This window comes from Sphingomonas melonis DAPP-PG 224, from assembly GCF_000379045.1.
Taxonomy (GTDB): domain Bacteria; phylum Pseudomonadota; class Alphaproteobacteria; order Sphingomonadales; family Sphingomonadaceae; genus Sphingomonas; species Sphingomonas aquatilis.
In genome coordinates this window covers 3603868-3628605 of the sequence record NZ_KB900605.1, presented here as the reverse complement: position 1 = coordinate 3628605, position 24738 = coordinate 3603868, and the positions used below count along the sequence as shown (strand labels likewise).

Annotated in this window: 20 protein-coding genes; 12 read left to right on the top strand and 8 right to left on the bottom strand. The window is 66.2% G+C overall.

The genetic code is table 11. From position 1 onward, the window contains the following. The 4 genes from SPHME3_RS0117520 to SPHME3_RS0117505 form a co-directional block, all read right to left on the bottom strand. Complete coding sequence (locus tag SPHME3_RS0117520; protein ID WP_018251117.1) at positions 1-1230, bottom strand: rhamnogalacturonan acetylesterase; 1230 nt, start codon at positions 1228-1230, stop codon at positions 1-3. Beyond that, entirely contained in the window at positions 1218-2030 is an 813-nt protein-coding gene (locus SPHME3_RS0117515) for a rhamnogalacturonan acetylesterase (protein WP_017978062.1), read from the bottom strand. The genes SPHME3_RS0117520 and SPHME3_RS0117515 overlap by 13 nt, the downstream gene beginning before the upstream one ends. 101 nt (positions 2031-2131) lie before the next feature. After that, on the bottom strand, positions 2132-2926 hold the full coding sequence (locus SPHME3_RS0117510; RefSeq protein WP_017978063.1) for an IclR family transcriptional regulator: 795 nt from the start codon (positions 2924-2926) through the stop codon (positions 2132-2134). Between the two features lie 221 nt (positions 2927-3147). Continuing rightward, on the bottom strand, positions 3148-3912 hold the full coding sequence (locus SPHME3_RS0117505) for an SDR family NAD(P)-dependent oxidoreductase (protein WP_017978064.1): 765 nt from the start codon (positions 3910-3912) through the stop codon (positions 3148-3150). 136 nt (positions 3913-4048) lie between these two features. Between SPHME3_RS0117505 and rhmD the strand changes: the two genes are divergently transcribed. The 6 genes from rhmD (at position 4049) to kduD (ending at position 9546) form a co-directional block, all read left to right on the top strand. Beyond that, entirely contained in the window at positions 4049-5236 is a 1188-nt protein-coding gene (gene rhmD / locus SPHME3_RS0117500; RefSeq protein ID WP_017978065.1) for an L-rhamnonate dehydratase, read from the top strand. A gap of 11 nt (positions 5237-5247) precedes the next feature. Continuing rightward, positions 5248-6111: a fumarylacetoacetate hydrolase family protein gene (locus tag SPHME3_RS0117495; RefSeq protein WP_017978066.1), complete on the top strand. Its 864-nt coding sequence runs from the start codon at positions 5248-5250 to the stop codon at positions 6109-6111. Continuing rightward, positions 6108-6857 carry an SDR family NAD(P)-dependent oxidoreductase gene (locus tag SPHME3_RS0117490; RefSeq protein ID WP_017978067.1) on the top strand — a complete coding sequence of 250 codons (750 nt, stop codon included), beginning with the start codon at positions 6108-6110 and terminating at the stop codon, positions 6855-6857. Before SPHME3_RS0117495 ends, SPHME3_RS0117490 begins: the two co-directional genes overlap by 4 nt. Next, a complete protein-coding gene (locus SPHME3_RS0117485; protein ID WP_017978068.1) occupies positions 6857-7804 on the top strand; it encodes an amidohydrolase family protein in 948 nt (315 codons plus the stop codon). Before SPHME3_RS0117490 ends, SPHME3_RS0117485 begins: the two co-directional genes overlap by 1 nt. Then, entirely contained in the window at positions 7804-8646 is an 843-nt protein-coding gene (gene kduI / locus SPHME3_RS0117480; RefSeq protein WP_017978069.1) for a 5-dehydro-4-deoxy-D-glucuronate isomerase, read from the top strand. Before SPHME3_RS0117485 ends, kduI begins: the two co-directional genes overlap by 1 nt. Before the next feature lie 147 nt (positions 8647-8793). Next, entirely contained in the window at positions 8794-9546 is a 753-nt protein-coding gene (gene kduD / locus SPHME3_RS0117475; RefSeq protein ID WP_017978070.1) for a 2-dehydro-3-deoxy-D-gluconate 5-dehydrogenase KduD, read from the top strand. 19 nt (positions 9547-9565) lie between these two features. Here kduD and SPHME3_RS0117470 read toward each other — a convergent pair whose 3' ends face one another. After that, positions 9566-11638: a TonB-dependent siderophore receptor gene (locus SPHME3_RS0117470; protein WP_020486421.1), complete on the bottom strand. Its 2073-nt coding sequence runs from the start codon at positions 11636-11638 to the stop codon at positions 9566-9568. 188 nt (positions 11639-11826) lie between these two features. Between SPHME3_RS0117470 and SPHME3_RS0117465 the strand changes: the two genes are divergently transcribed. From SPHME3_RS0117465 to SPHME3_RS0117445, 5 genes are all read left to right on the top strand, one after another. Beyond that, positions 11827-14304, top strand: coding sequence for a glycoside hydrolase family 3 protein (locus SPHME3_RS0117465; RefSeq protein WP_018251116.1), 2478 nt, complete (start codon positions 11827-11829; stop codon positions 14302-14304). Between the two features lie 107 nt (positions 14305-14411). Continuing rightward, positions 14412-15278 carry a cytochrome ubiquinol oxidase subunit II gene (locus SPHME3_RS0117460; protein WP_017978073.1) on the top strand — a complete coding sequence of 289 codons (867 nt, stop codon included), beginning with the start codon at positions 14412-14414 and terminating at the stop codon, positions 15276-15278. After that, complete coding sequence (locus SPHME3_RS20285; protein ID WP_017978074.1) at positions 15275-17374, top strand: cbb3-type cytochrome c oxidase subunit I; 2100 nt, start codon at positions 15275-15277, stop codon at positions 17372-17374. Before SPHME3_RS0117460 ends, SPHME3_RS20285 begins: the two co-directional genes overlap by 4 nt. After that, positions 17371-17997 carry a cytochrome c oxidase subunit 3 gene (locus SPHME3_RS0117450; RefSeq protein WP_017978075.1) on the top strand — a complete coding sequence of 209 codons (627 nt, stop codon included), beginning with the start codon at positions 17371-17373 and terminating at the stop codon, positions 17995-17997. Before SPHME3_RS20285 ends, SPHME3_RS0117450 begins: the two co-directional genes overlap by 4 nt. Beyond that, positions 17994-18308, top strand: a complete 315-nt coding sequence (locus SPHME3_RS0117445; RefSeq protein WP_017978076.1) for a cytochrome o ubiquinol oxidase subunit IV — start codon at positions 17994-17996, stop codon at positions 18306-18308. Before SPHME3_RS0117450 ends, SPHME3_RS0117445 begins: the two co-directional genes overlap by 4 nt. Before the next feature lie 100 nt (positions 18309-18408). Here SPHME3_RS0117445 and rpoD read toward each other — a convergent pair whose 3' ends face one another. The 3 genes from rpoD to SPHME3_RS0117430 form a co-directional block, all read right to left on the bottom strand. After that, the gene (gene rpoD, locus SPHME3_RS0117440) at positions 18409-20445 is read right to left on the bottom strand and encodes an RNA polymerase sigma factor RpoD (protein WP_017978077.1); all 2037 of its coding nucleotides are present in this window, start codon (positions 20443-20445) and stop codon (positions 18409-18411) included. After that, entirely contained in the window at positions 20445-22325 is a 1881-nt protein-coding gene (gene dnaG, locus SPHME3_RS0117435) for a DNA primase (protein WP_017978078.1), read from the bottom strand. The genes rpoD and dnaG overlap by 1 nt, the downstream gene beginning before the upstream one ends. A gap of 391 nt (positions 22326-22716) precedes the next feature. Next, positions 22717-23169 carry a GatB/YqeY domain-containing protein gene (locus tag SPHME3_RS0117430; RefSeq protein WP_017978079.1) on the bottom strand — a complete coding sequence of 151 codons (453 nt, stop codon included), beginning with the start codon at positions 23167-23169 and terminating at the stop codon, positions 22717-22719. 142 nt (positions 23170-23311) lie between these two features. Between SPHME3_RS0117430 and carA the strand changes: the two genes are divergently transcribed. After that, on the top strand, positions 23312-24496 hold the full coding sequence (carA, locus tag SPHME3_RS0117425) for a glutamine-hydrolyzing carbamoyl-phosphate synthase small subunit (RefSeq protein ID WP_020486422.1): 1185 nt from the start codon (positions 23312-23314) through the stop codon (positions 24494-24496). Positions 24497-24738: the final 242 nt, after the last annotated feature.

The window sequence follows — 24738 nt, the reverse complement described above, 5'->3', positions numbered from 1 at the left end:
TCAGTTTCCTGCCGGGCGTTGCGTGCTGTGCGCGCCGCTGGCGGCGAGGCGGAAGGCTTCGGGCGCAGGCGCTTGGGTGGGATCGAGCGGAGTCAGGTCGCGACGCACTAGGCGGGCGAGCGCGGGCACCTGTCGCCGCGCGGCATCGGCGACGATATGCGCGAGCACCCAGGCGCCATAATTGTCGTGATGCGTCGCGTCGCGACCGTCGTCGTTGAACGCGAGCGGCGCGCGCGTCCGCCCCAGCGCCTCGTAGAAACGGATCGAGGCGGCGTTGAGGTCGATGACCGGCGTCTGCGTTTCCGCCCCGACGGCGCGGACCGCAGCGGCATAATCGGCGAGCGTCGGGCGGATATGGTCGTCGGCGGTCCACATCCGCCGCTCGGGCGAGGTGACGAGCACCGGCGTGACGCCGCGCCGGCGCAGCTCGGCGATATAGGTGCGCAGATAGTCGCGATAGGTCGTCGCCGCATCGGCATAGGTTTGCGGCCACTGCGCTTTCTGGTCGTTGTGGCCGAACTGGATCATCGCGATATCGCCGGGTTTCGCGCTCGCCAGAACCTTGTCGAGCCGCAGCTCGGTGAGGAAGGATTTCAGCGTCTCGCCCGATTCCGCATGGTTGGCGACGGCGATCTCAGGCGCCAGGAATGCGGGGAGCATCTGGCCCCAGCTCGCCGCGGGTTCCGCGGGCTGATCGGTGACGGTGGAATCGCCCAGCAGGAACAGCGTCGGCACGTCGACGGGCGCGATCGATACGGTGCACAGGCCGGGCGCATGGCCCAGCACCTCGATCGTCAGCCGGTCGTCCCAGTTGAGGGCGCCCAGCTCGCGGGGTTTCAGACGCACCGCACTGCCGCCGGGTGCGTTGGCGGGCGGCGGTGCCAGTTGGGGGTTGCGGACGTTCACGATGAACCGCCGCGTGACGATTTCGCCGGGACGCGTGCGGACCGCGTCGAGCATCAGGCGGCGGTTCTCCCCCTTGATCGTCGTATCCGTCGCGCGGGCGGGGTCGCCCAGCGTGACCGTCACCGCATAATTGCCGGGTGCCGCCGCGATGGAAAAGAGATGGGGATCGGCCTCATAGCCGAACCCGTCGGCATAGGCCCGGTCGGGCGCGACACGGATCGCGGCGGGATCGCGGGTCGTGCCGGCGAGGACATAGGTGCGCGCGGGCACGGCGGCGGGCGCGACCACCGCCACTGCAGCCGCCAAGGCGGTCAGAGCGTACACGACGGGCCGCCCGCGGGCGTATCGCGGCGAAGCGCTGGGCGATCCGTCAGGACATGGCCCGCGATCGGCAGGCCGGTGGCCGCGAGACCGCTCGCGACCAGATCGGCGATGCGGCGCGCGCCCAATTCGCTGAAGTGCGTGTCGTCGTCGACCGCGTCCTTATAGCCGGGCAGCGCCTCACCCTTGGCGTAATGGAGGTAATAGCGTTTCGACCCTTCCGGCCCCAACGCGTCGATCCAGCGTTCGGACAGTGCGGCAAGGTCGATCAGCGGCACCTTGGTTTCCTCCGCGACGCGCTTGGCGGCGGCGGAATAGGTGGGGAAGCTCGGGACGACATGGCCGTCCTTGAAGGCGCGGCGCGTCACCGGGGTGATCAGCACCGGCTGCGCATGCGCCATGCGTGCGACCGCGATGAAATGCTTCAGGTTCGCTTCGTAATCGGGGATGGGCGTGTAGCGTTCGGGCTTGGCCTGGTTCGCGTCGTTATGACCGAACTGGATCAGCAGCGTGTCGCCCGGCTTGAGCGTCCGCGCGATCGCGTCGAGCCGCCCTTCCGCCATGAAGCTCTTGGTGCTGCGACCCGCCTGGGCGCGATCGTCGATCGTCACCTCGGGCCCGACCGCGCAGCGCAACATGCTGCCCCAGCCCGACAGCGGATATTGCTGCGCGTTGTAATCCTTGGCGGTCGAATCGCCGGCGATGACGATACGCATCGGGCTCGCCTGGTCCTGCGCGGCGGCGCTGGCCGCCAGCGGCAGCAGGATCGCGGCGATCCCGAGCAGTGGCTTCATCGTCGCCATATGCACCCATCCTCCTGTCGCCCACGGCTCTTGTCGGCCGTACCGCGGGGTATGGAAGACTATCCCATATAGTGCAAGTGGTGATTGGTATTTGAGAAGGGTCAGCCCTGTGCCGGGTCGCGCCAGCCGAGGTCACGACTGATCGCATGCGCGGTGCCGAGCACCTCGTCGGTCAGCGTCGTCATGCGATCGTCGGACATATATTGCGCGGCGCTCGACACGCTGATCGCGGCAACGATGCGGCCGCTGGCATCGCGGATCGGGGCGGCGACGCAGCGGATCTGGTCTTCGTTTTCCTCAAGGTCGAACGCGCAGCCGCGGCTGACGTAACCGCGCATGCGCGACAGCCACAGGTCGTAATCGGCCGTGTTATGATCGGCCTCGAAATGCGGCTGCCACTGCCGCTCGGGATCGTCGAGCATCAGCGCCTTGCCGAGGCCGGTCGAGGTCATCGGCTGGCGGTCGCCGACGCGGCTGCTGATCTCGACGCGACGGCGGCCGGGAATCTTGTCGAGATAGAGGGCGCGGTCATGATCGCGGACGCCGAGGTGCACCGTATCCTCCGACGCGGCGGCCAGCGCCTCGATATGGTCGCGTGCGATCTGAACGACGTCGGCCTGCTGCTGTGCGAGGAAGCCGAGTTCGAGCAGCTTCGGCCCCAGGCGATAGCCCTGGCGCGGCGTGAAGGTGAGGAAGCGACGGTCGATCAACGCGCTGGCGAGACGGTGCGTCGTGCTGCGCGTCAGGCCGAGCCGGCTGGCGAGTTCGGCGAGCGCGATCGGACGATCGGCGACGGCGTCGATCAGGTCGAGCCCCCGCAACAGCGTCTGGCTGCCGGAGGGGGCCTTTGCCTCGCTGGGATCGGCTGGGGCGGCCTTGGCGGCGGATGCGGGCATGGTCGAGCTCTCCTGCGACGCGAGCGACCTGCGTCCTCGTGCCATAATATGGGACTATTTGCCCGGCGCATAGGGCGCTGTCGAGCGATAAAACGCGGGATATCTGACCGATCAGCGGCCAAAACGGAGAGAGTTCGGACCATGCACCGCGGACGCCGCTGAATCCGCGATGCGAACTCGGCGACGTGCGCAGGCGGTGTGCTGGTGGGGCAGGGTCCCGCCTATTGCAGGTTCACGAAGGCGCCGCCATCGACCAGCAACGCCGCGCCGGTGACGTAGCGCGCCAGGTCGGAAGCAAGGAAAACGGCGGGCCCCGCCATGTCCTCCGGCACGCCGAGCCGGCCGAGCGGCACGCGCCCTTCCATATATGTGCGCTTGCCCTCGTCGGCGAGGTCGTCCTTGTTGATCTCGGTCAGGATGGTGCCGGGCAGCAGCGAATTGCAGCGGATATTGTGCCGGCCCAGCGCGATGGCGGCGGACTGCATCAGCGAATGGAGCCCTGCCTTGGTCGGGGTATAATGCGTCTGGAATTCGCCCCCGACGAGCGCCGAAATAGAGGAGACGGCGATGATCGACCCGCCATGGCCCTGATCGACCATCTGCCGCGCCGCCGCCTGGCACATATAATAGCCGCCGTGCAGGTTGACGCGCATCGTGCGTTCGAACGTCTCGACCGGCATGTCGAGGAAGCTGTGGAAGGGGCAGATGCCGGCATTCGACACCATCACGTCGACCTTGCCGAACGCCCGCACCGCCTGCGCAATGAAGTCGGTCGCTGTGGCGGGATCGGCGACGTCGCCCTGGATCGCCACGCCGCGCTGGCCGGCCGCTTCGATTCCCGCGATGCACTGCGCCGCGCCGTCCGTGTCGCGCGCGAAGTTGATCGCGACGTCGGCGCCGTGCTGTGCTGCGCCGATCGCAATGGCGCGGCCGATGCCGGTGGAGGCGCCGGTGACGACCACCGTCTTGCCTTCGAGCAGTTTCATCGCATTCCTCTCCGTCGATCCATTGTGCTGTAGTCCCGGTGCCATTTCAGCCAAAGAGCCGATTGACGCCCGGAGTCTCACTAGCTAGTATCCTATCCCATAAAGTGAGAAAGTAAACCGGGCAGAGGGGCTTGCCGTGGCGTTGTCGAAGATCAAGCATGTCCGCGCCTTTGTCGCGCGCGGGGCGGGGGCCGATTATCACGATCAGGGCGCGGGCCACTGGATCGACGATCACATCGCCACGCCGATGAGCCGCTATCCCGAATATCGCCAGTCGCGGCAGAGCTTCGGCATCAATGTGCTGGGCACTTTGGTGGTCGAAATCGAGGCGGAAGACGGCACGATCGGCTTCGCGGTGACGACGGGGGGCGAGCCCGCCGCCTATATCGTCGAGAAGCATCTCGCCCGCTTCCTCGAAGGCCGCAGCCCGCACGAGGTCGAGAAGATCTGGGACCAGATGTATTTCTCGACCCAATATTATGGCCGCAAGGGGCTGGTGGTGAACGCGATTTCCGGCGTCGACCTGGCGCTATGGGATTTGCTCGGCAAGCTGCGCGGTGAGCCGGTCTATCACATGCTGGGCGGCGCGGTGCGCGACGAACTGCAATTCTACGCGACCGGCGCGCGGCCCGACGTGGCCAAGGAACTCGGCTTCATCGGCGGCAAACTGCCGCTCCATCACGGCCCGGCCGAAGGGCTGGAGGGGATGGAGAAGAACATCGCGCTGCTCGCCGATATGCGGGCCAAGTGTGGCGACGATTTCTGGCTGATGTACGATTGCTGGATGGCGCTCGACCTGGATTACGCCACCCGGCTCGCGCACCGGGCCTGGAACGAATGCGGGCTGAAGTGGATCGAGGAGGCGCTCAGCCCCGACGACTATTGGGCCTATGCCGAGCTGCGCAAGAAGGCGCCGCCGGGGCTGCTCGTCACCACCGGCGAGCATGAGGCGACGCGCTGGGGCTTTCGCATGCTGATCGACATGGGCTGCTGCGACATCATCCAGCCCGATGTGGGCTGGTGCGGCGGTGTGACCGAACTGATCAAGATCGCCAATTATGCCGACAGCCGCGGCGTGATGATGATCCCGCACGGATCGAGCGTCTACAGCTATCATTTCGTCATCACCCGGCACAATTCGCCCTTCGCCGAATTCCTGATGATGCACCCCGGCCCGACCGAAGTGGTGCCGATGTTCGCGCCGCAATTGCTGGGCGAACCGGTGCCGCAGAACGGCCGCATCCGCGCGAGCGCGCTCGACAAGCCCGGTTTCGGCGTCGAGCTGAACGCCGACGTGCCGCTGCATCGCCCCTATACGCACTGAGGATTTGTCCCATGAAGCTCTGTCGTTACGGCACCCGCGGTGCCGAAAAGCCCGGCCTGATCGATGCGGACGGCCGCATCCGTGATCTGTCGGGCGTGATCACCGATGTGACGCCCGCCGAGGTGACGCCCGAGGCGCTGGCGCGCCTCGCGGCACTCGATCCCGCCAGCCTGCCGCTGGTCGAGGGGAGCCCGCGCTACGGCGTGCCCGTCGCCGGGATCGGCAAGTTCATCGCGATCGGCCTCAACTATGCCGACCACGCCAAGGAGGCGGGTCTGGAACCGCCGCCCGAGCCGATCTTCTTCACCAAGGCGATCTCGTGCCTGACGGGGCCGAACGATCCGGTGATGATCCCCAAGGATTCGCAAAAGACCGATTGGGAGGTCGAACTGGGCATCGTGATCGGCAAGACCTGCCGCTATGTCGAACAGGCGGATGCGCTCGATCATGTCGCCGGTTATGTGCTCGCCAACGACGTGTCGGAGCGCGCGTTCCAGAAGGAACTCGGCAGCCAGTGGGACAAGGGCAAGGGCTGCGACACGTTCGGCCCCGTCGGTCCGTGGCTCGTGACGGCGGACGAGGTCGGCGACTGCCAAACGCTGGACATGTTCCTAGACGTCAATGGCAAGCGGATGCAGACCGGCAATACCGCGACGATGATCTTCCCGGTCGCCGAATGCATCGCCTATGTCAGTCGCTTCATCACATTGCATCCGGGCGACCTGTTGATCACCGGCACGCCGCCGGGCGTGGGCGAGGGGCAGAAGCCCGACAAGATCTTCCTGAAGGCGGGCGATACGATGCACCTCGGCATCACCGGCCTCGGCGAACAGCGCCAGACCTGCGTGCCCTTCGCGATGGAGCTGCCCGCGTGACCAGCTATGCAGGCCGCTTCGCCGGCCGCACCGCGATCGTCACCGGCGGCGCGTCGGGCCTCGGCTGCGCGGTCGCCAAGCGGATCGTCGAGGAAGGCGGCAGCGTCGCCTTGTGGGACGTCGATGCCGATCGCCTCGCCGAAACCCAGGCGGCAATCGGGGCGACGCATATCGAGGCGTTCGACGTGTCGGATGCCGCGGCCGTCGCCCGCGCCACCGAGGCCACCGTTGCGGCGTTGGGGAAGGTCGATATCCTCGTCTGCTCGGCGGGGATCACGGGCGCGACCGCCTCGGTCGATCAATATCCGATCGACAGCTGGCTGCGCGTGGTCGACATCAACCTGAACGGCCTGTTCTATTGCTGCCGCGCGGTGGTGCCGCATCTCGTCGCCAACGGCTATGGCCGGATCGTCAACGTGGCGTCCGTCGCGGGCAAGGAGGGCAACCCTAACGCCTCCGCCTATTCGGCCACGAAGGCGGGCGTGATCGGCCTCACCAAATCCTTGGGCAAGGAATTGGCGGGCAAGGGCGTCATCGCCAATGCGCTGACCCCGGCGACGTTCGAGAGCCCGATCCTCGCGCAGCTGCCGCAGAGCCAGGTCGATTATATGCGCGGCAAGATTCCGATGGGGCGGCTGGGCGAAGTTGCGGAAAGCGCGGCGATGGTCTGCTTCATGGCCAGCGAGGAATGCAGCTTCACCACCGCGTCGACCTTCGACACGTCGGGCGGGCGGACGACCTACTGATGACGCATGCGAGCGGCGATACGGCGATTCCGTTCGTCGACGCGCACATCCATCTGTGGGACCTCGCGCGGCTGCGCTATCCATGGCTGATCCCGCCCTTCGCCGACGATGGCCCGAACGGATCGGTCGAGGCGATCGCCAGCACCTATCTACCCGCGGATTACCGGCGAGAGATGGCGCGGTGGAACGTCGTCGGCGCGGTGCATGTCGATGCCGGAGCCGATCCCGTAGACGCGCTCGCCGAGACCGAGTGGCTGGAGGGGCTGGCGGAGGCGGATGGGCTGCCGACCGGCATCGTCGCCTTCGCGGCACTTGACGATCCCGAGGTGGAGACCGTGCTTGCCTCGCATGCACGCCACCCGCGGGTGCGGGGCATCCGCCATATCGTCAACTGGCACGCCGACCCGCAGCGCAGCTATACCCCGCGTGACGTGACGCAGGACGACGCATGGCAGCGCGGTTTTGCGGCGCTGGCGCGGTATGGCCTGTCGTTCGACCTGCAATGCTATCCGGGGCAGATGCCGGCGATGGCGGCGCTAGCCGCACGCCACCCGGACGTGCCGGTGATTGTCAACCATGCCGGCATGGCGGTGTTGAGTGATGCCGACGGTTACGGTGAATGGCGTCGCGGTCTTGCTGCGCTGGCCGCCTGTCCTCAGGTGGCGGTGAAGCTGTCGGGCTTCGGGTTTGCACGGCGCGACTGGGATGCGGCGTTCGTGCGCGACACGGTGCGCACCATCATCGATCTGTTCGGCCCGGAGCGGGCGATGTTTGCGAGCGACCTGCCGACCGATCGCCTGTTCGGCAGTATCGACGCGCAGATGGAGGCGTGCCATGCCGCCGTCATCGATCTGGGCGATAGCGACCGTCGTGCGCTGTTCGCCGGCAACGCCAACCGCATCTACCGGCTGGGGCTCGACCTGCCGCTTACCAAGGACAATCACTGATGTACGACCGGACCTATTACGCGACGCATCCGGACATGATGGAGTGCGTGTCGAACGACGAGTTGCGCGACCGCTATCTGATCCAGGGGCTGTTCCGCGACGGCGAGTGCGTGTTGAACTACACGCACGCCGAGCGCTTCGTGATCGGCGGCGTCGCGGTGGCGAGCGGCAGCGTGAAGCTGCCCGACCAGACCGAGCCGGCATCGGCGGCGGGGCACCCGTTCCTCGAACGCCGCGAGATGGCGGTCGTCAACGTCGGCAAGGTCGACGGCATTGTGACGGTCGATGGCGAGAGCTTCACGCTGGGCAACAAGGACTGCCTGTACGTCACGATGGGCGCGAAGGACGTTCAGTTTTCCGGCGACGGCGCGCGCTTCTACCTCGCCTCGTGCCCGGCGCATCAGGCCTATGCGACGCGCAAACTCGGCATCGCCGACGCCAATGCGCTCGAGCGCGGCAGCCTCGCCGAATCGAACGAGCGCACGATCTTCCAGCTCGTCATCCCCGGCATCTGCGACAGCGCGCAGCTGGTGATGGGCCTCACCGTGCTGAAGCCCGGCAGCGTGTGGAACACGATGCCGCCGCACATTCACGAGCGCCGCAGCGAAATCTATTTCTACTTCGAGCTCGACAATCTCGATACCGACCGCGTCATGCACTTCATGGGCGAGGGCGAGGCGACGCGTCACATCGTGATGCAGAACGAGGAAGCGGTGATCAGCCCACCCTGGTCGATCCATATGGGCGCCGGGACCAAGGCCTATGCCTTCATCTGGGCGATGGCGGGCGAGAACCAGGATTATACCGACATGAACGTGCTGGATATCTGCCAGCTGGCGTAAGCCGATCCTCCCTCCCCTGACAGGGGAGGGTCGGGGAGGGGTGGCGTGCTCGCGGTACGGACGGGCGAGCGCTGCCGGCCGGCCACCGTCTCCCCGGACCCCACCCACCCCCGGCCCCTCCCTTCCAGGGAGGGGAGGAGCATAACGATGAACCCCTTCGATCTTTCGGGCCGCGTGGCGGTCGTGACCGGTGCGAACACCGGCATCGGGCAGGCGATCGCGATCGCGCTGGCGCAAGCGGGCGCGGACGTCGCGCTGGTCGGGCGCACCCCGGCCGAAGATACCGCCGCCGCGATCCGCGATCTCGGCCGCCGGGCGCTGATCGTGTCGGCCGACCTGTCGAGCATCGCGCCTGTACAGCGCATCGTCGACGAGACGGTGGCGGGACTCGGCGGGCTCGACATCCTGGTCAACAATGCCGGCATCATCCGCCGTGCCGATGCGGTCGATTTCACCGAAGCGGATTGGGACGCGGTGGTCGACACCAATTTGAAGTCGGTGTTCTTCCTCTGTCAGGCCGCCGGGCGCCACATGATCGCGCGGGGCAAGGGGCGGATCATCAACATCGCCTCGATGCTGACCTTCCAGGGCGGCATCCGCGTGCCGAGCTATACCGCGTCGAAGTCGGGGATCGGCGGCCTCACCAAGCTGCTCGCCAACGAATGGGCGAAGCATGGGCTGAGCGTGAACGCGATCGCGCCGGGGTACATCGCGACCAACAACACCGCCGCGCTGCAAGCCGACGAAGTCCGCAACGCCGCGATCCTCGATCGCATCCCGGCGGGACGCTGGGGCGATGCCGCGGACCTCGGCGGCGCGGCGGTGTTCCTAGCCTCCGACGCCGCAGCCTATGTCCAGGGCCATATCCTCGCCGTCGATGGCGGGTGGCTGGCGCGCTAGGTCGCGCCAGCCGATATCGTCAAATGCCGTAGCGCAGCGACAGCATCACGTTGCGCGGTGCGTTGGTGAAACAATCGCCGCGGACCAGGCATGAGGCGTAGCCCCGCCGGTCGAACAGGTTGGTCGCGTTGAGCGACAGCCGCCACCGCTCGCGCGTGATCTCGGCGAGGGCATCGACCATCGCGCGGGCCGGCGTCACGATCGACCAATTGGCGTCGCTCGTCACCTGCCGGCCGGCATAGCGCACGCCTGCGCCCAGCCGCAGCGTGCCGAGCGCTGCATCGAAGCTCTTCGTCGTCCAGGCCGATGCGATGGTGCGCGGGAAATATCCCGCGGCTTCCTCGTCGCCGGTGATCGTGTTGTGGCCATAGGCGAGCGACAGGTCGAACCGGCCGGGCAGGCTGTGTGTCGCTTCCACCTCGAACCCCTTGGTCGTCAGTTCGCCGGTCTGCGTGATGCGCATGCCGGGGCCGGTGATCGGGCGGCCGTTTTCCTTGATGCGGAAGGCGGTGGCGGTGACCATCGTGTTCGGGCCGGGCTGCCACTTGGCGCCCGCCTCGTATTGCGTGCCGGTCTGCGGACGGAACGGCCTGCCATCGCTGGTGGTCCCTGCGATCGGCTGGAAGCTCTCGGTATAGCTGAAGAAGGGCGAGATGTTCGCCGCGACCTCGCCGATGATGCCGGCGCGGAAGGTGGTGGCGCTGTCCGACGTGCGGGTCGCGCCGCTGTGGCCGATCACATGATCGCGGCGGACGCCGAGGACGAGCGACACGCGATCGTAGAAGCGCAGCTGATCCTGCGCATACAGGCCCAACTGGGACTGGGTCGTGCGCGAATAGGGGGCGGTGGCGACCGGCGTCGCGAGCGTGGCATAGTCGATATTGTACAGGTCGATCGTCTGGTAATCATAGGCGGACGTGATGCCGACCTTGTTCCAGCTGTAATCGACCCCCGCGAGCAATGTGTGCTCGATATGCGCGCCGGTGTTGAAGCGGGCCTGCACGTTATTGTCCGTGGACAAGACGTTCAGCCGCCCGAGCTGGGACCCCGCGTAAACGCCGATCAGACGGCCGTCGCTGCCCGGCACGTACGGATCCGTCGGGTTCGAATAACTGTCGGGATAATGGGTGTTATAGGTGAGGTGGCTGTCGATGTAGCGCGCCTTCAGGCTCAGCTTCACTGCATCGCTGAACCGGTGGGTCAGCAGTCCCGACCCCTGCCACATGCGTCCGTCATACCGATCCCAGCCGGGCTTGCCGACGAAGAGATAGGGATCGAGCGGCGGCCGCCCGCGATTGTCGCGCACCGTGCCGACGATCGGCAGGAAGTTGAGCGTCGATCCGGTCTTGTCCTGCTGGTAGAGGCCGAGCAGCGTCACATCGGTGCGCGCATCCGGGCGCCAGGTGACCGACGGGGCGATCATGATCCGGTCGTCGGGAACGTGATCGACATAGGTGCCCGAATCACGCACCCGTGCGACGATGCGCCCCGCCAGCTTGTCGCCGGCCGCAAGGTTGAGGTCGGCCAGCACCTCCTTGCGATCGAAGCTGCCATAGGTCAGCTGCACCTCGCCCGTGTTCGTGAACACCGGCGTCTTCGACACGAGATTGACGAGCCCGCCGATCGATCCCTGTCCGAACAAAACCGAGGCGGGGCCGCGCACCACCTCGACCCGCGAGAAATTGTACGGGTCCGACGCGATGTTGACGTAATAGCTGTAGATGTCGCGCATGCCGTCACGAAACTGCAGCGCACTGACGCCGCGGATCGTGAACGTGTCGACGCGCGTGTCGCGGCCATACAGGTCGGTCAGCACGCCCGCCGCATAGCGCATCGTATCGGCAACGCTGATCGCGCCCTGCGACAGATAGGTCTCGCTCGGGATGACCGTGACCGGCTGCGGCACCTCGATCGCTGGCGTGTCGGTTTTGGTCGACGCCTGCGCTTCGGTCACGCGGCCCTCGACGAGGATATCCCCGCCCGACTGGCCATCTGCAACCTTGCGCTGGGCGTCGGTGGTATCGTCGGTGGCGGCGGCGCCCGGTGTCAACGCGACCAGCGCAGTTCCGGCGAGCAATGCGAAAGCTGACATGAAATCCCCTTTGGTAACGGCGGGGCCAATATCGCTATTGCGAATCGCATGCAATTATCTCGAAGGGTAGCGGGGTGCCATGCACTGGAGTGGTTTTATGATAGCGAAACCATGCAGCGCGGACCTAAGCGGTTGACGGCGCTCGCCTCTGCCCGGCAAGTCAGCCCGACAGGATCAGGAGAGGTTGAATGGCGTTTTCCCGCGGTGTGGCGATGATCGTTGCCGCCAGCGCTCTGGCGGCCGGCATGGTGACAGGAGAGGGGCTGGCGCAGCAGGCGGCTTCTGCCGGAGTCGCGCACCCAGAGCTGTGGCCGACGCTGCCGATGAAGCTGAAACGCAATGCGAAGGTCGAGGCGCGGGTGGACGCGATCCTGAAGCGGATGAGCGTGGAGGATAAGGTTGGCCAGCTGATCCAGGTCGATATCGCCTCGATCACGCCAAAAGACCTCGAGACGTACAAACTCGGTTCGGTTCTGAATGGCTGCAATTCGGCGCCGAACAGCGACGAATTCGCCCCTGCCGCGGAATGGTTGAAGCTCTTCGACGCGTTCTACGACGCGTCGGTGAAGCGCAGCGATGGGCGGCCGGTCGTGCCGATCATCTGGGGCACCGACGCGGTGCATGGCGACAACAATATCGTCGGTGCGACGCTGTTCCCGCACAATATCGGCCTTGGCGCGACGCGCGACCCTGCGCTGATCCGGCGCATCGGCGCGGCGACCGCTACGGAAACGGCGGCAACCGGCATCGACTGGAGTTTCGCGCCGACGGTGGCGGTGGTGCAGGACGACCGCTGGGGTCGGACCTACGAAAGCTATTCCGAAGAGCCGGAGATCGTCCAGGCCTATGCCGGACAGATGGTCGAAGGGCTGCAGGGCGCGATCGGTCAGGACTTCATGGCGCCCGGCCATGTCATTTCCTCGGTGAAGCATTTCCTGGGCGATGGAGGCACCGGTGGCCGCGATCAGGGCGATACGCGCGTCAGCGAACAGGTGCTGCGCGATGTGCATGCCGCGGGCTACAAAAGCGGCCTCGCCGCGGGCGCGCTGACCGTCATGCCGAGCTTTTCCAGCTGGAACGGCGTCAAGATGACCGGCAACACGAGCCTGCTGACCGGCGTGCTGAAGCAGCGGATGGGCTTCGATGGCTTCGCGATCGGCGACTGGAACGCGCACGGCCAGGTGCCGGGGTGCAGCAACGAGGATTGCCCGGCAGCGATCAATGCGGGCCTCGACATGTTCATGTATTCCGGCCCGAAGTGGAAGGAGCTGTACGCGAACACGCTGCGCGAGGCGAAGGACGGGACGATCCCGGCCGCGCGGCTGGAGGATGCGGTACGGCGCATCCTGCGGGTGAAGATGCTGGCGGGCACGTTCGATGCCGGGCGGCCCTCCTCGCGGCCGATGGCGGGCAAGTTCGACCTGCTGGGTTCACCCGAGCATCGCGCGATCGCGCGTCAGGCGGTGCGTGAATCGCTCGTGCTGCTCAAGAACAACGGCGGCGTGCTGCCGCTGAAGCCCAGTGCCAATATCCTTGTCGCCGGGCGCGGCGCGGACAATATCGGCCAGCAGTCGGGCGGCTGGTCGATCACCTGGCAGGGTACGGGCGTCACCAATGCCGCCTTCCCGAACGGCCAGTCGATCTGGAGTGGGATCGATCAGGCGGTGAGGGCGGGCGGCGGCAAGGCGACGCTGGCGGTCGATGGCGCGTATACGACCAAGCCCGATGCTGCGATCGTCGTGTTCGGCGAAACGCCCTATGCCGAATTCACCGGCGACCGTCCGACGCTGGAATACAGCCCCGAAGACAAGAGCGACCTTGCGCTGCTGAAGAGGCTGAAGGCGGCGGGCATTCCGGTCGTCGCGGTGTTCCTGTCGGGGCGGCCGCTGTGGGTGAACCCGGAGTTGAACGCGGCCGATGCCTTCGTCGCGGCTTTCCTGCCCGGCACCGAGGGCGGCGGCGTCGCGGACGTGCTGATTGCAGGGCGCGACGGTAAACCGCGCAACGACTTTCACGGCACGCTCAGCTTCTCGTGGCCCAAACGGCTCGACCAATATGTGCTCAACCGGCGCGATCCCAATTACGACCCGCTGTTCCCGTTCGGCTACGGCCTGACCTATGCGAAGGGCGCGACGGTGCCGCAGCTGAGCGAGGCAAGGCCTGCGGGCGGTGCGGCCGATCAGAATGCCTTGTTCGTGCGCGGGCGCATCGTCCCCGGCGCGCGGCTGGAGACGCAGGGACCCGTACAGCTCAGCCGGGTCGATCGCACGTCGCAGGAGGATAGTCTGCGCCTCGCCTTCGGCGGCACGGGTGCGGCTAGTGCCTATCTGGACGAGGCGACGCCGATCGACCTGACGCGCGAGACGAACGGCGATCTCAGCCTGATCGTCGACTATCGTGTGACGCAGGCGCCCACCGCCGAGGTGACGCTGGGGGTGCTGGGTAAGGCGGCCGGCACCGTGCCGATCACCGGTGCCCTTAAAGGCGAAGTCGGCGAATGGCGGCAGATCGCCGTGCCGCTGCGCTGCTTTGCGCAGGGTGGGGCGACGATGGGGGCGGTGCAGCGCCCTTGGGTCATCGCGACCACCGGGCGGCTCGGCATGGATGTCTCGGGCATCCGCATCGCTAGCGCGCCGCCGGGACCGGTGAGCTGCGGCACGCGCTGAACCAAGTCAGCCGGTCCTCGCTTTGATCGCGCGGGAACCGGCCTGCCGGGCATTCGTCTGACGACATAGGATGCCGGCGATGGGGACCGGATCAAGAAGGGGACGACGTGCGCGCAAAGGGTCTCGTGCGGCTGGTGGTCGGCGGTGCGCTGGTGCTGGCGTCGAGTGGCTGTGCTGCGCTGTCGCACGGGTTCGTCAACGCCGCCGGGCCGGTCGCGGCGGATCAGCGTCACTTGTTCGTCGTGCTTGCCTGTGTGCTCGTCTTCGTCGCCGGCCCGGTGCTGCTGCTCGTGCCGCTGTTCGCCTGGCACTACCGGCTGTCGAACACCCGCCATGCCTATCGCCCGAACTGGTCCTTCTCCTGGCCGGTCGAGGCGCTGATCTGGATTCCGCCGACCGCGATCGTCGTCGGCCTTGCGGTGCTGCTGTGGCACCATACGATCCGCGACGATCCCTATCGGCCGCTTCCCGGCAGGTCACCGGTCGAGGTGCAGGCGATCGCACTCGATTGGAAATGGGTGTTTATCTACCCGGGGCAGGGCGTCGCTTCGGTCGATCGTCTGACTATTCCCGTCGGGCGTCCGGTGCGTATCCGACTCACCAGCGGTACGGTGATGCAATCGCTGATGATCCCGCAGCTTGCGGGGCAGGTCTATGCGATGGCGGGTATGACGACGCAGCTTCACATCATGGCGTCGCGCCCCGGCACCTTTCGCGGCGCCAACACGCAATACAATGGTGACGGCTTTGCACATCAGCGCTTCGACGTGGTGGCGCTTCCGGCCGGCGCGTACGATCGCTGGCTGACGCAGGCGCGGGCAGCCGACCGCCCGCTCGATGCGGCGACGTGGCGGCGGCTTTCGGCGCGCTCGGTCATCGCGCAACCGGTCGTCTTTTCCAGCGTGACGCCGAAGCTCTTCGACCGGGTCATCGCCCAGGCGGGCGATCACGGCCATAGGAAGGATCATCGATGATCGCCGCGTCCCCCGTCTTCCCGGCGCTGCTGGGGCGGTTCGCCTGGACCGATCTGCCGTTCGTGCGGGCATGGCAGGATTTGAATGCGAGCGAGATCGTCGGTGCCGCGGCCGGCGGGCTGGTGGTGGTCGGCGCCATTGCGGTCGTGGTGTTGCTGACCCGCTATCGGCTGTGGGGCCGGCTGTGGACGGAATGGCTGACCAGCCTCGACCACAAGAAGATTGGCATCATGTACATCGTGACGGCCTTCGTGATGCTCGCCCGTGCGCTGGTCGAGGCGGTGCTGATGCGCGTGCAGCAAGCGGTGGCGATCGGCGATCCGGGCTTCCTGTCGCCCGACCATTTCGGCCAGCTATTCTCGACGCACGGGTCGATCATGATCTTCTTCATGGCGATGCCGTTCCTCACCGGCCTGATCAATTACGTCATGCCGCTGCAGATCGGGGCGCGCGACATGGCCTTCCCATGGGCCAATTCGATCGCGCTGTGGCTGACGATCGGTGCCGCAGGGCTGATGATGGCGAGCCTCGTCGTCGGGCAGTTTTCGACCGGCGGGTGGAGCGGCTATCCGCCCTATACCGAGCGCGCGTTCAGCCCCGGCGTCGGCGTCGATTACTGGATCTGGGCGGTGACGTTGTCGTCGATCAGTTCGACGATGGCGGGGATCAACATCGCCTGCACGCTCTACAAGCTGCGCTGTCCGGGCATGACTGTGATGCGCATGCCGATGTTCTGCTGGACGTCGCTCTGCACCGCGATCCTGATGATCTTCGCGCTGCCGCCGCTGACCGTCGCGACGGGCCTGCTCGCGCTCGACCGGTATCTCGGCTTCCACATGTTCACCAACGACCTCGGCGGGAACATGATGAACTATGCCAACCTCTTCTGGCTGTTTGGCCACCCGGAGGTGTACATCCTGATCCTGCCCGCGTTCGGCGTCTATTCGGAGGTGGTGTCGACCTTCTCCGGCAAGGACCTGTACGGGTATACCTCGCTGGTCATCGCGACGATGGCGATCGCGGTGTTGAGCTTCACCGTCTGGGTCCACCATTTCTTCACCATGGGGCAATCGGCTGAGATCAACGCGGTGTTCGGCATCGCGACGATGACGATCGGCGTGCCGACGGGGGTGAAGATCTACGACTGGATCTGGACGATGTTTCGCGGAGAGGTGCGATTCAGCGTTCCGATGCTGTATGCCATCGCCTTCATGATGACGTTCGTGCTGGGCGGCCTGACCGGGATCGTGCTGGCGATGCCGCCGCTCGATTACCTCGTCCACAACACGCTGTTCCTCGTCGCGCACTTCCACAACATGCTGATCCCGGGGCTGCTGTACGGGATGCTCGCCGGTTACACCTATTGGTTTCCCAAGGCGTTCGGGTTCCGCCTCGACGAACGCTGGGGGCGGGTTGCGGTGGCGTGCTGGGTGGTGGGTTTCTACCTCGCGTTCATGCCGCTGTACGTGCTCGGCGCGAGCGGGATGGCGCGGCGGACGAGCGCGATCTTCGAACCCGATTTCCGGCCGTGGCTGTATGTCGCCTGCGTCGGCGCATTCGTGCTGCTCGCCGCCCTCGTCTCTTTGGGGGTGCAATTGTGGGTGAGCATCCGCGATCGGGAGCGGCGCCGGGTGCCCGCTGGCGATCCGTGGGACGGGCGGAGCCTTGAATGGGCGATCCCGTCTCCGCCGCCGGCGTATAACTTTGCCGTGCTGCCGCCGGTCGATCGGCGCGACTGGTTCTACGACCGCAAGCACGATGCGGCGAAGCCCGATCCGTACCGGCGGCCCGCAGGCTATGAGGCCATCGACATGCCGCGCAACGCCATGAGCGGTATGGCGATCGGTTTGTCCGCCGCGTTGGCGGCGTTCGGGCTGGTATGGGGCATGTGGTGGCTCGCGGTGGTGAGCGTCGAACTGATCGTCGCGGCGGTCGTGTTGCGCAGCTTCGGGCGGGGGCAGCACCGGACCATCCCGGCGCGGCAGGTAGCGGCGGAGCATGATGCCTGGCTCGCGTTGGTCCATGCGACGCCGCCGACGCCGCGGCAGACGGAGATGAGCGACGCCAATCGCGGCCGGGCGGAGATCAAGGCATGAGCGATCCCGAACTGGCGCATGTCGGCCTGCCGCTCGGTAAGAGCGAGGGGTTGGACAAGGAGCGGGCGGAGACGGCGATCTTCGGCTTCTGGCTGTTCCTAATGAGCGACGCCGTGCTCTTCGCGTTGCTGTTCGCGACCTATGGCACGATGGTCGCCAATACCGTCGGCGGGCCGACGCCGGCGTCCGAGTTCCAGCTGCTGCCGACCTTCGTCGAAACGCTGCTGTTGCTGACCAGCAGCGCGACCTTCGGCCGGGCGAGCGTCGCCATGACCTGGCGCGAGCCGCGGCGCGTGCTGATCGGCTGGCTGGTCGCGACATTGGGTCTGGGGCTTAGCTTCCTGGCGCTGGAGGCGAACGACTTTGCGACGATGTTCGCTCATGGCGCCGTTCCGACCCGGAGCGGCTTCCTGTCGTCCTTCTTCGCCCTCGTCGGACTGCACGGGCTGCATGTCGCGCTGGGCAGCTTCTGGCTGGTGGTGATGATCGGGCAGATATTGGCTTACGGTTGCGATGCCAGGGTGCGGGTTAATCTGTTGCGGCTGGGGCTGTTCTGGCACCTGATCGACATCGTTTGGATTGCGATCTTCAGTCTCGTCTACCTGCCGGGGGCGATCCGATGAGCGATCCGGCCAAGGGGCGGGCGGCGGCGCTGCGGACCTATGTGATCGGCTATGCGGGGTCGCTGGCGCTAACCGTTGCGGCGTTCGTCGCGGTGCGCTGGCCGAGCTTTGCCAGTCGGACGACGTTCGGAATCGTGCTGGCGCTGGGGTTCGTGCAGATGGTGGTGCAGTTCCGCTGCTTCCTCCACATCGGGCTGAAGCGGTCGTCGCGGCACGACCTGCAACTGATCCTGTTCACCGCGCTGATCATCGCGCTGATGGCGAGCGGGACGCTGGTGATCCTGTTCAACCTGAGGGGGCGGATGGGGTAGGGGCGTCCGCCGTCATTGCGAGCGGAGCGAAGCAATCCAGGGCGTCCTGGTCCGACTCTGGATTGCTTCGCTGCGCTCGCAATGACGAATAACGGTGGGCTTACTGATCCAGGAACGAGCGCATCTTGCGGCTGCGGCTGGGGTGCTTCAGCTTGCGCAGCGCCTTGGCCTCGATCTGGCGGATACGTTCGCGCGTCACCGAGAACTGCTGGCCGACCTCTTCCAGCGTGTGGTCGGTGTTCATGCCGATGCCGAAGCGCATGCGCAGCACGCGTTCTTCGCGTGGGGTGAGCGAAGCGAGGACGCGGGTGACCGTTTCCTTGAGGTTCGCCTGGATCGCGGCATCCACGGGGATGACGGCGTTCTTGTCTTCGATGAAGTCGCCCAGGTGGCTGTCTTCCTCGTCGCCGATCGGCGTTTCGAGCGAGATCGGCTCCTTAGCGATCTTCATCACCTTGCGCACCTTTTCGAGCGGCATGCTCAGGCGCTCCGCCATCTCCTCGGGCGTGGGCTCGCGGCCCTGCTCGTGGAGGAACTGGCGGCTGGTGCGGACCAGCTTGTTGATCGTCTCGATCATATGGACCGGGATGCGGATCGTGCGCGCCTGATCGGCGATCGAGCGCGTGATCGCCTGGCGGATCCACCAGGTCGCATAGGTCGAGAATTTGTAACCGCGGCGATATTCGAACTTATCGACCGCCTTCATCAAGCCGATGTTGCCTTCCTGGATGAGGTCCAGGAACTGAAGACCGCGGTTCGTATACTTTTTGGCGATCGAGATCACGAGGCGCAGGTTCGCCTCGACCATCTCCTTCTTGGCGATGCGCGCCTCGCGCTCCGCCTTCTGCACCATGTTGACGATGCGGCGAAATTCGCCGAGCGCCATGCCGGTCTGCTGCGAAATCTCGCTGATTTCACCGCGGATGCGATCGACCGCCACCTCTTCGTTGGCCGCGAAATTGCCCCACTTCTTGTCGAGCTTTGCGACCGACTGCAGCCACGTGTCGTCGGTCTCGTGGCCAACATAGCGGTCGAGGAAGTCCTTGCGGCTGACCTTGTGGCGTTCCGCCAGGCGCAGCATCTGGCCGCCCAGCGCGGTGAGGCGCCGGTTGAAGGCATAGAGCTGGTCGACGAGATATTCGATCTTGGCGTTGTGGAACTGGACGCTCTCGACCTCAGCGGTCAGCTCTTCGCGCAGCTTCTGATACTTGCGCTCGTCCGCGGCCGACAGCTCGCCACCCGCCTGCATCGCGTCGAGGCGCGCCTGCTGGATCTTGCTGAACTTCTTGTACAGCGCGGTGATGTTGGCGAACCGCTCCAGCGCCTGCGGCTTGAGCGTCTCTTCCATCTGCGCGAGGCTGAGGGTGTTGTCCTCTTCCTCGTCGTCGCTGGGACGCGGCGGGCGCGGGCTGCCGTCATCGTCCTCGTCGTCCGCGGACGCTTCCTCGGGCTCCGCCTCTTCCTTGAAGCTGGCGCCGGCGGTCTTTTCGCTGATCTCGCCGGTGTCGTCGTCCTCGGCGCCCTCGACCTGCTCGGCCGACGGACCCTTCGACAGCATCGCGTCGAGATCAAGGATCTCGCGCAGCTGCATCGTGCCTTCGTTGAGCTGCGTCGACCAGTCGATGATCGCGTTGAAGGTGATCGGCGATTCGCACAGGCCCAGGATCATCGTGTCCCGGCCGGCCTCGATCCGCTTGGCGATGGCGATTTCGCCTTCGCGGCTGAGCAGTTCGACCGCGCCCATTTCGCGCAGGTACATGCGGACCGGATCGTCGGTCCGGTCGACGGTTTCCTTCTTCTTGGTTTCGAGCGCAGGCGCGGCGGTGCCATCGCCGTCGACCTCGGTGACCTCGGCCTCGTCCTCTTCGGACGCTTCCTTCTCGTCACCGTCCTCGCCGGCTTCCTCATTCTCGACGATATTGACGCCCATCTCGTTGAGGGCGGCCATGATATCTTCGAGCTGGTCGGAGGACATCTGGTCCTGCGGCAGCGCCTCGTTCAGCTGGTCGTAGGTGATGTAGCCGCGCTTCTTGGCGCGCGCGATCAGCTTTTTGATGTCGGCATCGTTCAGGTCGATCAGCGGTGCATCGGCCCCATCGCTACCGTCGTCACCACCGTTACCGTTAAGCTTCGCCATCAATTGTCCTCGGAACCAAACGCTCGGGCGTCTTCGTTCGCTTGCACGAGATTTGCAAGTCGAAGCTCCAACGCCTGTTTCTCTTTCACCAATGCCACTTGCCGTTCGAACGCCGCATCGGTGAAATGCGCCTGCATCGAGACGGTCGCCTCGTGCAGGGCCAGGTCGACTTCGGGGCGGGCCACCAGAATGGCGATCGCCTCGTCAAGATCGGCCCGGGCGCGGCTGACGTCGCCGCCGCTTTGCGTGAACGAATAGGGCATCGTGTCGGCCCTCAACAGATCGCTGGCGATCGTATCGAACCCACTCCGCGCCAATATGGTGCGCAGACGCGCGCTATCAAGCGCCTGATCCTCGAGCGCGACATCGACGACCGCTTCGAACAAGCGGCCGAGCGCGCCATCGACCAGTTTGAGGCTGCCGAGCACCTCCATATGCCGGGCGATCTCCACCGGATGGCGGATCAGCCCGGCGAGTACCGCCTTGGCGAGCACACGATCGATGCCGGCGGCGTGGAAGGCCTTCACATCCTCGGTCGGCGGGGCGATCGGCTGTTTCCACTGGCCGTCCGCACCACGCTTGCCCTGGGGGCGCGGTGCGTTGGGGGTGAAGGCGCGGCGTTTGGGCGCGAAATGCTCGTAGAAGCGATTGCGGAAGTCGCTTTCATATTCCTTGCGGACCGACACGTCGGCGATCGTCGCGGCGAGATCGGCCAGCCGTTGCTTCAGGCCGGCGCGCTGTTCGGGCGTGTCGAGCGGGCCGGCGGCGACCTCGCTTTGCCACAGGCGGTCGACCAGCGGCTGGGGCTGGCCGAGCAGCGCCTCCATCGCGGCAGCGCCGCCCGCCTTCACCAGATCGTCGGGGTCCTGCCCCTGGGGAAGCGTGACGAAGGACAGGCTGCGGCCGGGCGCGAGCATGGGGAGCGCGCGATGCGCGGCCCGCAACGCCGCCTTCTGCCCGGCGCTGTCGCCGTCGAAGCAGAGGATCGGCACGTCGACCATCCGCCACAGTCGTTCGAGCTGTGCCTCGGTCAGCGCAGTGCCGAGCGGCGCGACGGCTTCGTGGATGCCCGCCTGGCTCAGCGCGATGACGTCCATATAGCCCTCGACCACCAGCACGCGGTTCGCCTTGCGCGCGGCGGGGGCGGCGCGGTCGAGGTTGTAGAGCGTGCGGCCCTTGTCGAAGAGCGGCGTGTCGGGCGAGTTGAGGTATTTGGGCTCGCCGTCGCCGATCACGCGGCCGCCGAAGGCGATCACGCGACCGCGGGCGTCGCGGATCGGGATCATCAGCCGGCCGCGGAAGCGGTCGTAGGGATCCTTCCCCTCGACCTGGATCAGCAGGCCGCATTCGACGAGCGCGGGGTCGCCATAATCCTTCAGCGCGGTCTTCAGCTTGCCGCGGCTGTCGGGGGAAAAGCCCATGCCGAAGGTGCGGGCGGTATCAGGGGTGATGCCGCGCTTGGCGAGGACGGCGCGGGCTTCGGCGCCGCCGATGCCGTTCAGCTGTTCGGTGAACCAGCTCGCGGCATCGGCCATCGCGTCGTGCAGGCCCTTGGCGCGTTCGGCCTTGGCGGCGGCGCGGCGATCCTGCGCGGGCATCTCCATGCCGGCGGCCTGGGCGAGTTCCTTCACCGCATCGATGAAGGGCAGGCCGCGCTGATCGGTCATCCACCGAATCGCATCGCCATGCGCCGAGCAACCGAAGCAATGGTAGAAGCCCTTGTCGTCGTTGACGTAGAAGCTGGGCGTCTTTTCGTTGTGGAATGGGCAGCAGCCGCGCATCTCGCGGCCGGCCTTAGTCAACTTGGTCGTCTTGCCGATCAGCGCCGACAGCGACGTACGGGCGCGAAGCTCGTCGAGGAACTGCGGGGACAGGCTCATGCGTGCGATTCTACTATGCCCGACGGGGGGCGTTTAGGCAATGCACCGATGCCGGAGGCGCGCGGAAGTGGACGAAGTGGACGATGTGTAACGTTCGGAATGCGGCCCTGTGCGAGCGGGCCGCGGGAATGGCCGTTCGCGCCCCGGGGCGCGCGGGTCGGGTGGACGATGGCAAAGAGCGAGGTGCTCTATACACGGTTTGTTCCGTGTAGGACAGGGGTGTGATTGGCGTCGATCGCCGCAAAGCCATCGTCACCCCGGACTCGTTCCGAGGTCCACTCTGCGGCGAGGGGGACGGCTGGAGCCTCTTGCGCTGCCCCCGCCGCCCGGTGGACCCCGGAACAAGTCCGGGGTGACGGAGAGGGTGGGGGCGGTCGTTGCGCGCCTTCGCTTACGACAGCGCGGCCTTCACCAGGCCGCTCGCCTTGCTCATGTCGAGGTTCGCGGCGTGGCGGGCCTTCAGTTCGGCCATGACGCGGCCCATGTCCTTCATACCGGCCGCGCCCAGCTCCGCCTTGATCGCCTCGATCGCGGCGGTCGTTTCGGCGTCGCTCATCTGGGCGGGGAGGAAGCGTTCGATCACCGCGACCTCGGCCTTTTCGGCGTCGGCGAGTTCCTGGCGGCCGCCGCTTTCGTACATCTGGATCGATTCGCGGCGCTGCTTGACCATCTTCTGCAGCACCTCGACCACCACGGCATCGTCGTCGGTCGGGGCGGTGCCGGTGCGCAGTTCGATGTCGCGGTTCTTGATCGCCGCCTGGATCAGGCCGATCGCGGCGCGCGCTTCCTTGTCGCCGGCCTTCATGGCGGTGACCTGGGCGGCCTTGATGTCGTCGCGAATCATGGAAGAAAGCCTCGAATACGGGAAAGCCGTGGACCCTAGCGGAAAGCGGCGGCCCCGTGAACCGGTTGACCTAGGCCAAGCTGGGGGGTAGCGGGCGCCACTTAGCGACATAGACGAAACCTTCAGGAGTGCCCGCCAAGCCATGGCCGAGCCTAAGCCCATTGCCATGCCCGCAAAGCCCGATGGGGCCACGGGCGTTCTGGTTCTCGCGAACGGCGAGGTGGCCTGGGGCCGCGGTTTCGGCGCGGAAGGCGCGGCGGTGGGCGAGGTGTGTTTCCACACCGCGATGACCGGATACCAGGAGATCATGACCGACCCGTCGTTCGCGGGCCAGATCATCACCTTCACCTTCCCGCACATCGGCAACGTCGGCGCCAACCCTGACGATATCGAAGCGGATGCGCCGCATGCGCTGGGCATGATCGTGCGGCAGGACGTGACCGAGCCGTCGAACTTCCGCGCGGTCGAGCGGCTGGACGGCTGGATGAAGCGCCATGCGCGCATCGGCCTGTCGGGCATCGACACGCGGGCGCTGACGCGGCGCATCCGGGCGGGCGGCGCGCCGAACGGCGTGGTCGCGCATTCGGCGAGCGGCGAGTTCGACCTCGACGCGCTGCTGGAGATGGCGCGCGCGTGGCCGGGGCTGGAGGGGATGGACCTCGCCAAGACCGTGTCGACCGAGACGCATTACGCCTGGGGCGAGGCGCGCGAGGGCGACGTGTGGCGGCTGGGCTTCGGCTATGGTGCGGCGGGCGAGGGGGAACGCCCGCACGTCGTCGCGATCGATTACGGCAGCAAGCACAACATCTTCCGCAATCTGGTGAAGGCCGGCGCGAAGGTGACGGTGCTGCCGGCGCAGGCGACGTTCGACGACGTGATGGCGCAGAACCCGGACGGCATCTTCCTGTCCAACGGCCCCGGCGATCCCGCCGCGACGGGTGAGTATGCGGTGCCGGTGATCCGGCAGCTGCTCGATACGGGCAAGCCGCTGTTCGGTATCTGCCTCGGGCACCAGCTGCTCGGACTGGCGGTGGGCGCGCGGACGACGAAAATGTTCCAGGGCCACCGCGGCGCCAACCATCCGGTCAAGCGCCTGTCCGATGGCGCGGTCGAGATCACCAGCATGAACCACGGCTTCGCGGTGGAACGAGAGTCGCTGCCGGCCAACGTGCGCGAGACGCATGTGTCGCTGTTCGACGGCAGCAACGCGGGGCTGGAGCTGACCGATCGCCCGGCGTTCAGTGTGCAGTATCATCCGGAGGCCAGCCCGGGGCCGCAGGATAGTCTGTACCTGTTTGAGAAGTTCGTAGGCTCGTTAAATCTATGAGCTGGCTTGCGACAAAGTCATCCCTCGACGCGGTTTCAACGAAAAGCGTGCTAAGTCCGGCACTTTGGCTCGTTGGCATACTTACCGTGGTCTTGATACCGTCTACACCATTACTCCCCTTTTGGGCGGCGGTGGCAGGATGGAGCCTTCTTGGCTTGGTCGTATTGGGGACGTTTGGGGCTTTTCTTTTCTTTTGCTTTACTAATCCAACGTTGCTGCGTTCCGAAGAGTATTCTCTTCGA

Coding starts and splice junctions, on each gene's coding strand:
- SPHME3_RS0117515 (WP_017978062.1), bottom strand. CDS start 2,030: ATGGCGACGATGAAGCCACTGCTCGGGATCGCCGCGATCCTGCTGCCG.
- SPHME3_RS0117510 (WP_017978063.1), bottom strand. CDS start 2,926: ATGCCCGCATCCGCCGCCAAGGCCGCCCCAGCCGATCCCAGCGAGGCA.
- SPHME3_RS0117505 (WP_017978064.1), bottom strand. CDS start 3,912: ATGAAACTGCTCGAAGGCAAGACGGTGGTCGTCACCGGCGCCTCCACC.
- SPHME3_RS0117495 (WP_017978066.1), top strand. CDS start 5,248: ATGAAGCTCTGTCGTTACGGCACCCGCGGTGCCGAAAAGCCCGGCCTG.
- SPHME3_RS0117485 (WP_017978068.1), top strand. CDS start 6,857: ATGACGCATGCGAGCGGCGATACGGCGATTCCGTTCGTCGACGCGCAC.
- kduI (WP_017978069.1), top strand. CDS start 7,804: ATGTACGACCGGACCTATTACGCGACGCATCCGGACATGATGGAGTGC.
- kduD (WP_017978070.1), top strand. CDS start 8,794: ATGAACCCCTTCGATCTTTCGGGCCGCGTGGCGGTCGTGACCGGTGCG.
- SPHME3_RS0117470 (WP_020486421.1), bottom strand. CDS start 11,638: ATGTCAGCTTTCGCATTGCTCGCCGGAACTGCGCTGGTCGCGTTGACA.
- SPHME3_RS0117465 (WP_018251116.1), top strand. CDS start 11,827: ATGGCGTTTTCCCGCGGTGTGGCGATGATCGTTGCCGCCAGCGCTCTG.
- SPHME3_RS20285 (WP_017978074.1), top strand. CDS start 15,275: ATGATCGCCGCGTCCCCCGTCTTCCCGGCGCTGCTGGGGCGGTTCGCC.
- SPHME3_RS0117450 (WP_017978075.1), top strand. CDS start 17,371: ATGAGCGATCCCGAACTGGCGCATGTCGGCCTGCCGCTCGGTAAGAGC.
- SPHME3_RS0117445 (WP_017978076.1), top strand. CDS start 17,994: ATGAGCGATCCGGCCAAGGGGCGGGCGGCGGCGCTGCGGACCTATGTG.
- rpoD (WP_017978077.1), bottom strand. CDS start 20,445: ATGGCGAAGCTTAACGGTAACGGTGGTGACGACGGTAGCGATGGGGCC.
- dnaG (WP_017978078.1), bottom strand. CDS start 22,325: ATGAGCCTGTCCCCGCAGTTCCTCGACGAGCTTCGCGCCCGTACGTCG.
- SPHME3_RS0117430 (WP_017978079.1), bottom strand. CDS start 23,169: ATGATTCGCGACGACATCAAGGCCGCCCAGGTCACCGCCATGAAGGCC.
- carA (WP_020486422.1), top strand. CDS start 23,312: ATGGCCGAGCCTAAGCCCATTGCCATGCCCGCAAAGCCCGATGGGGCC.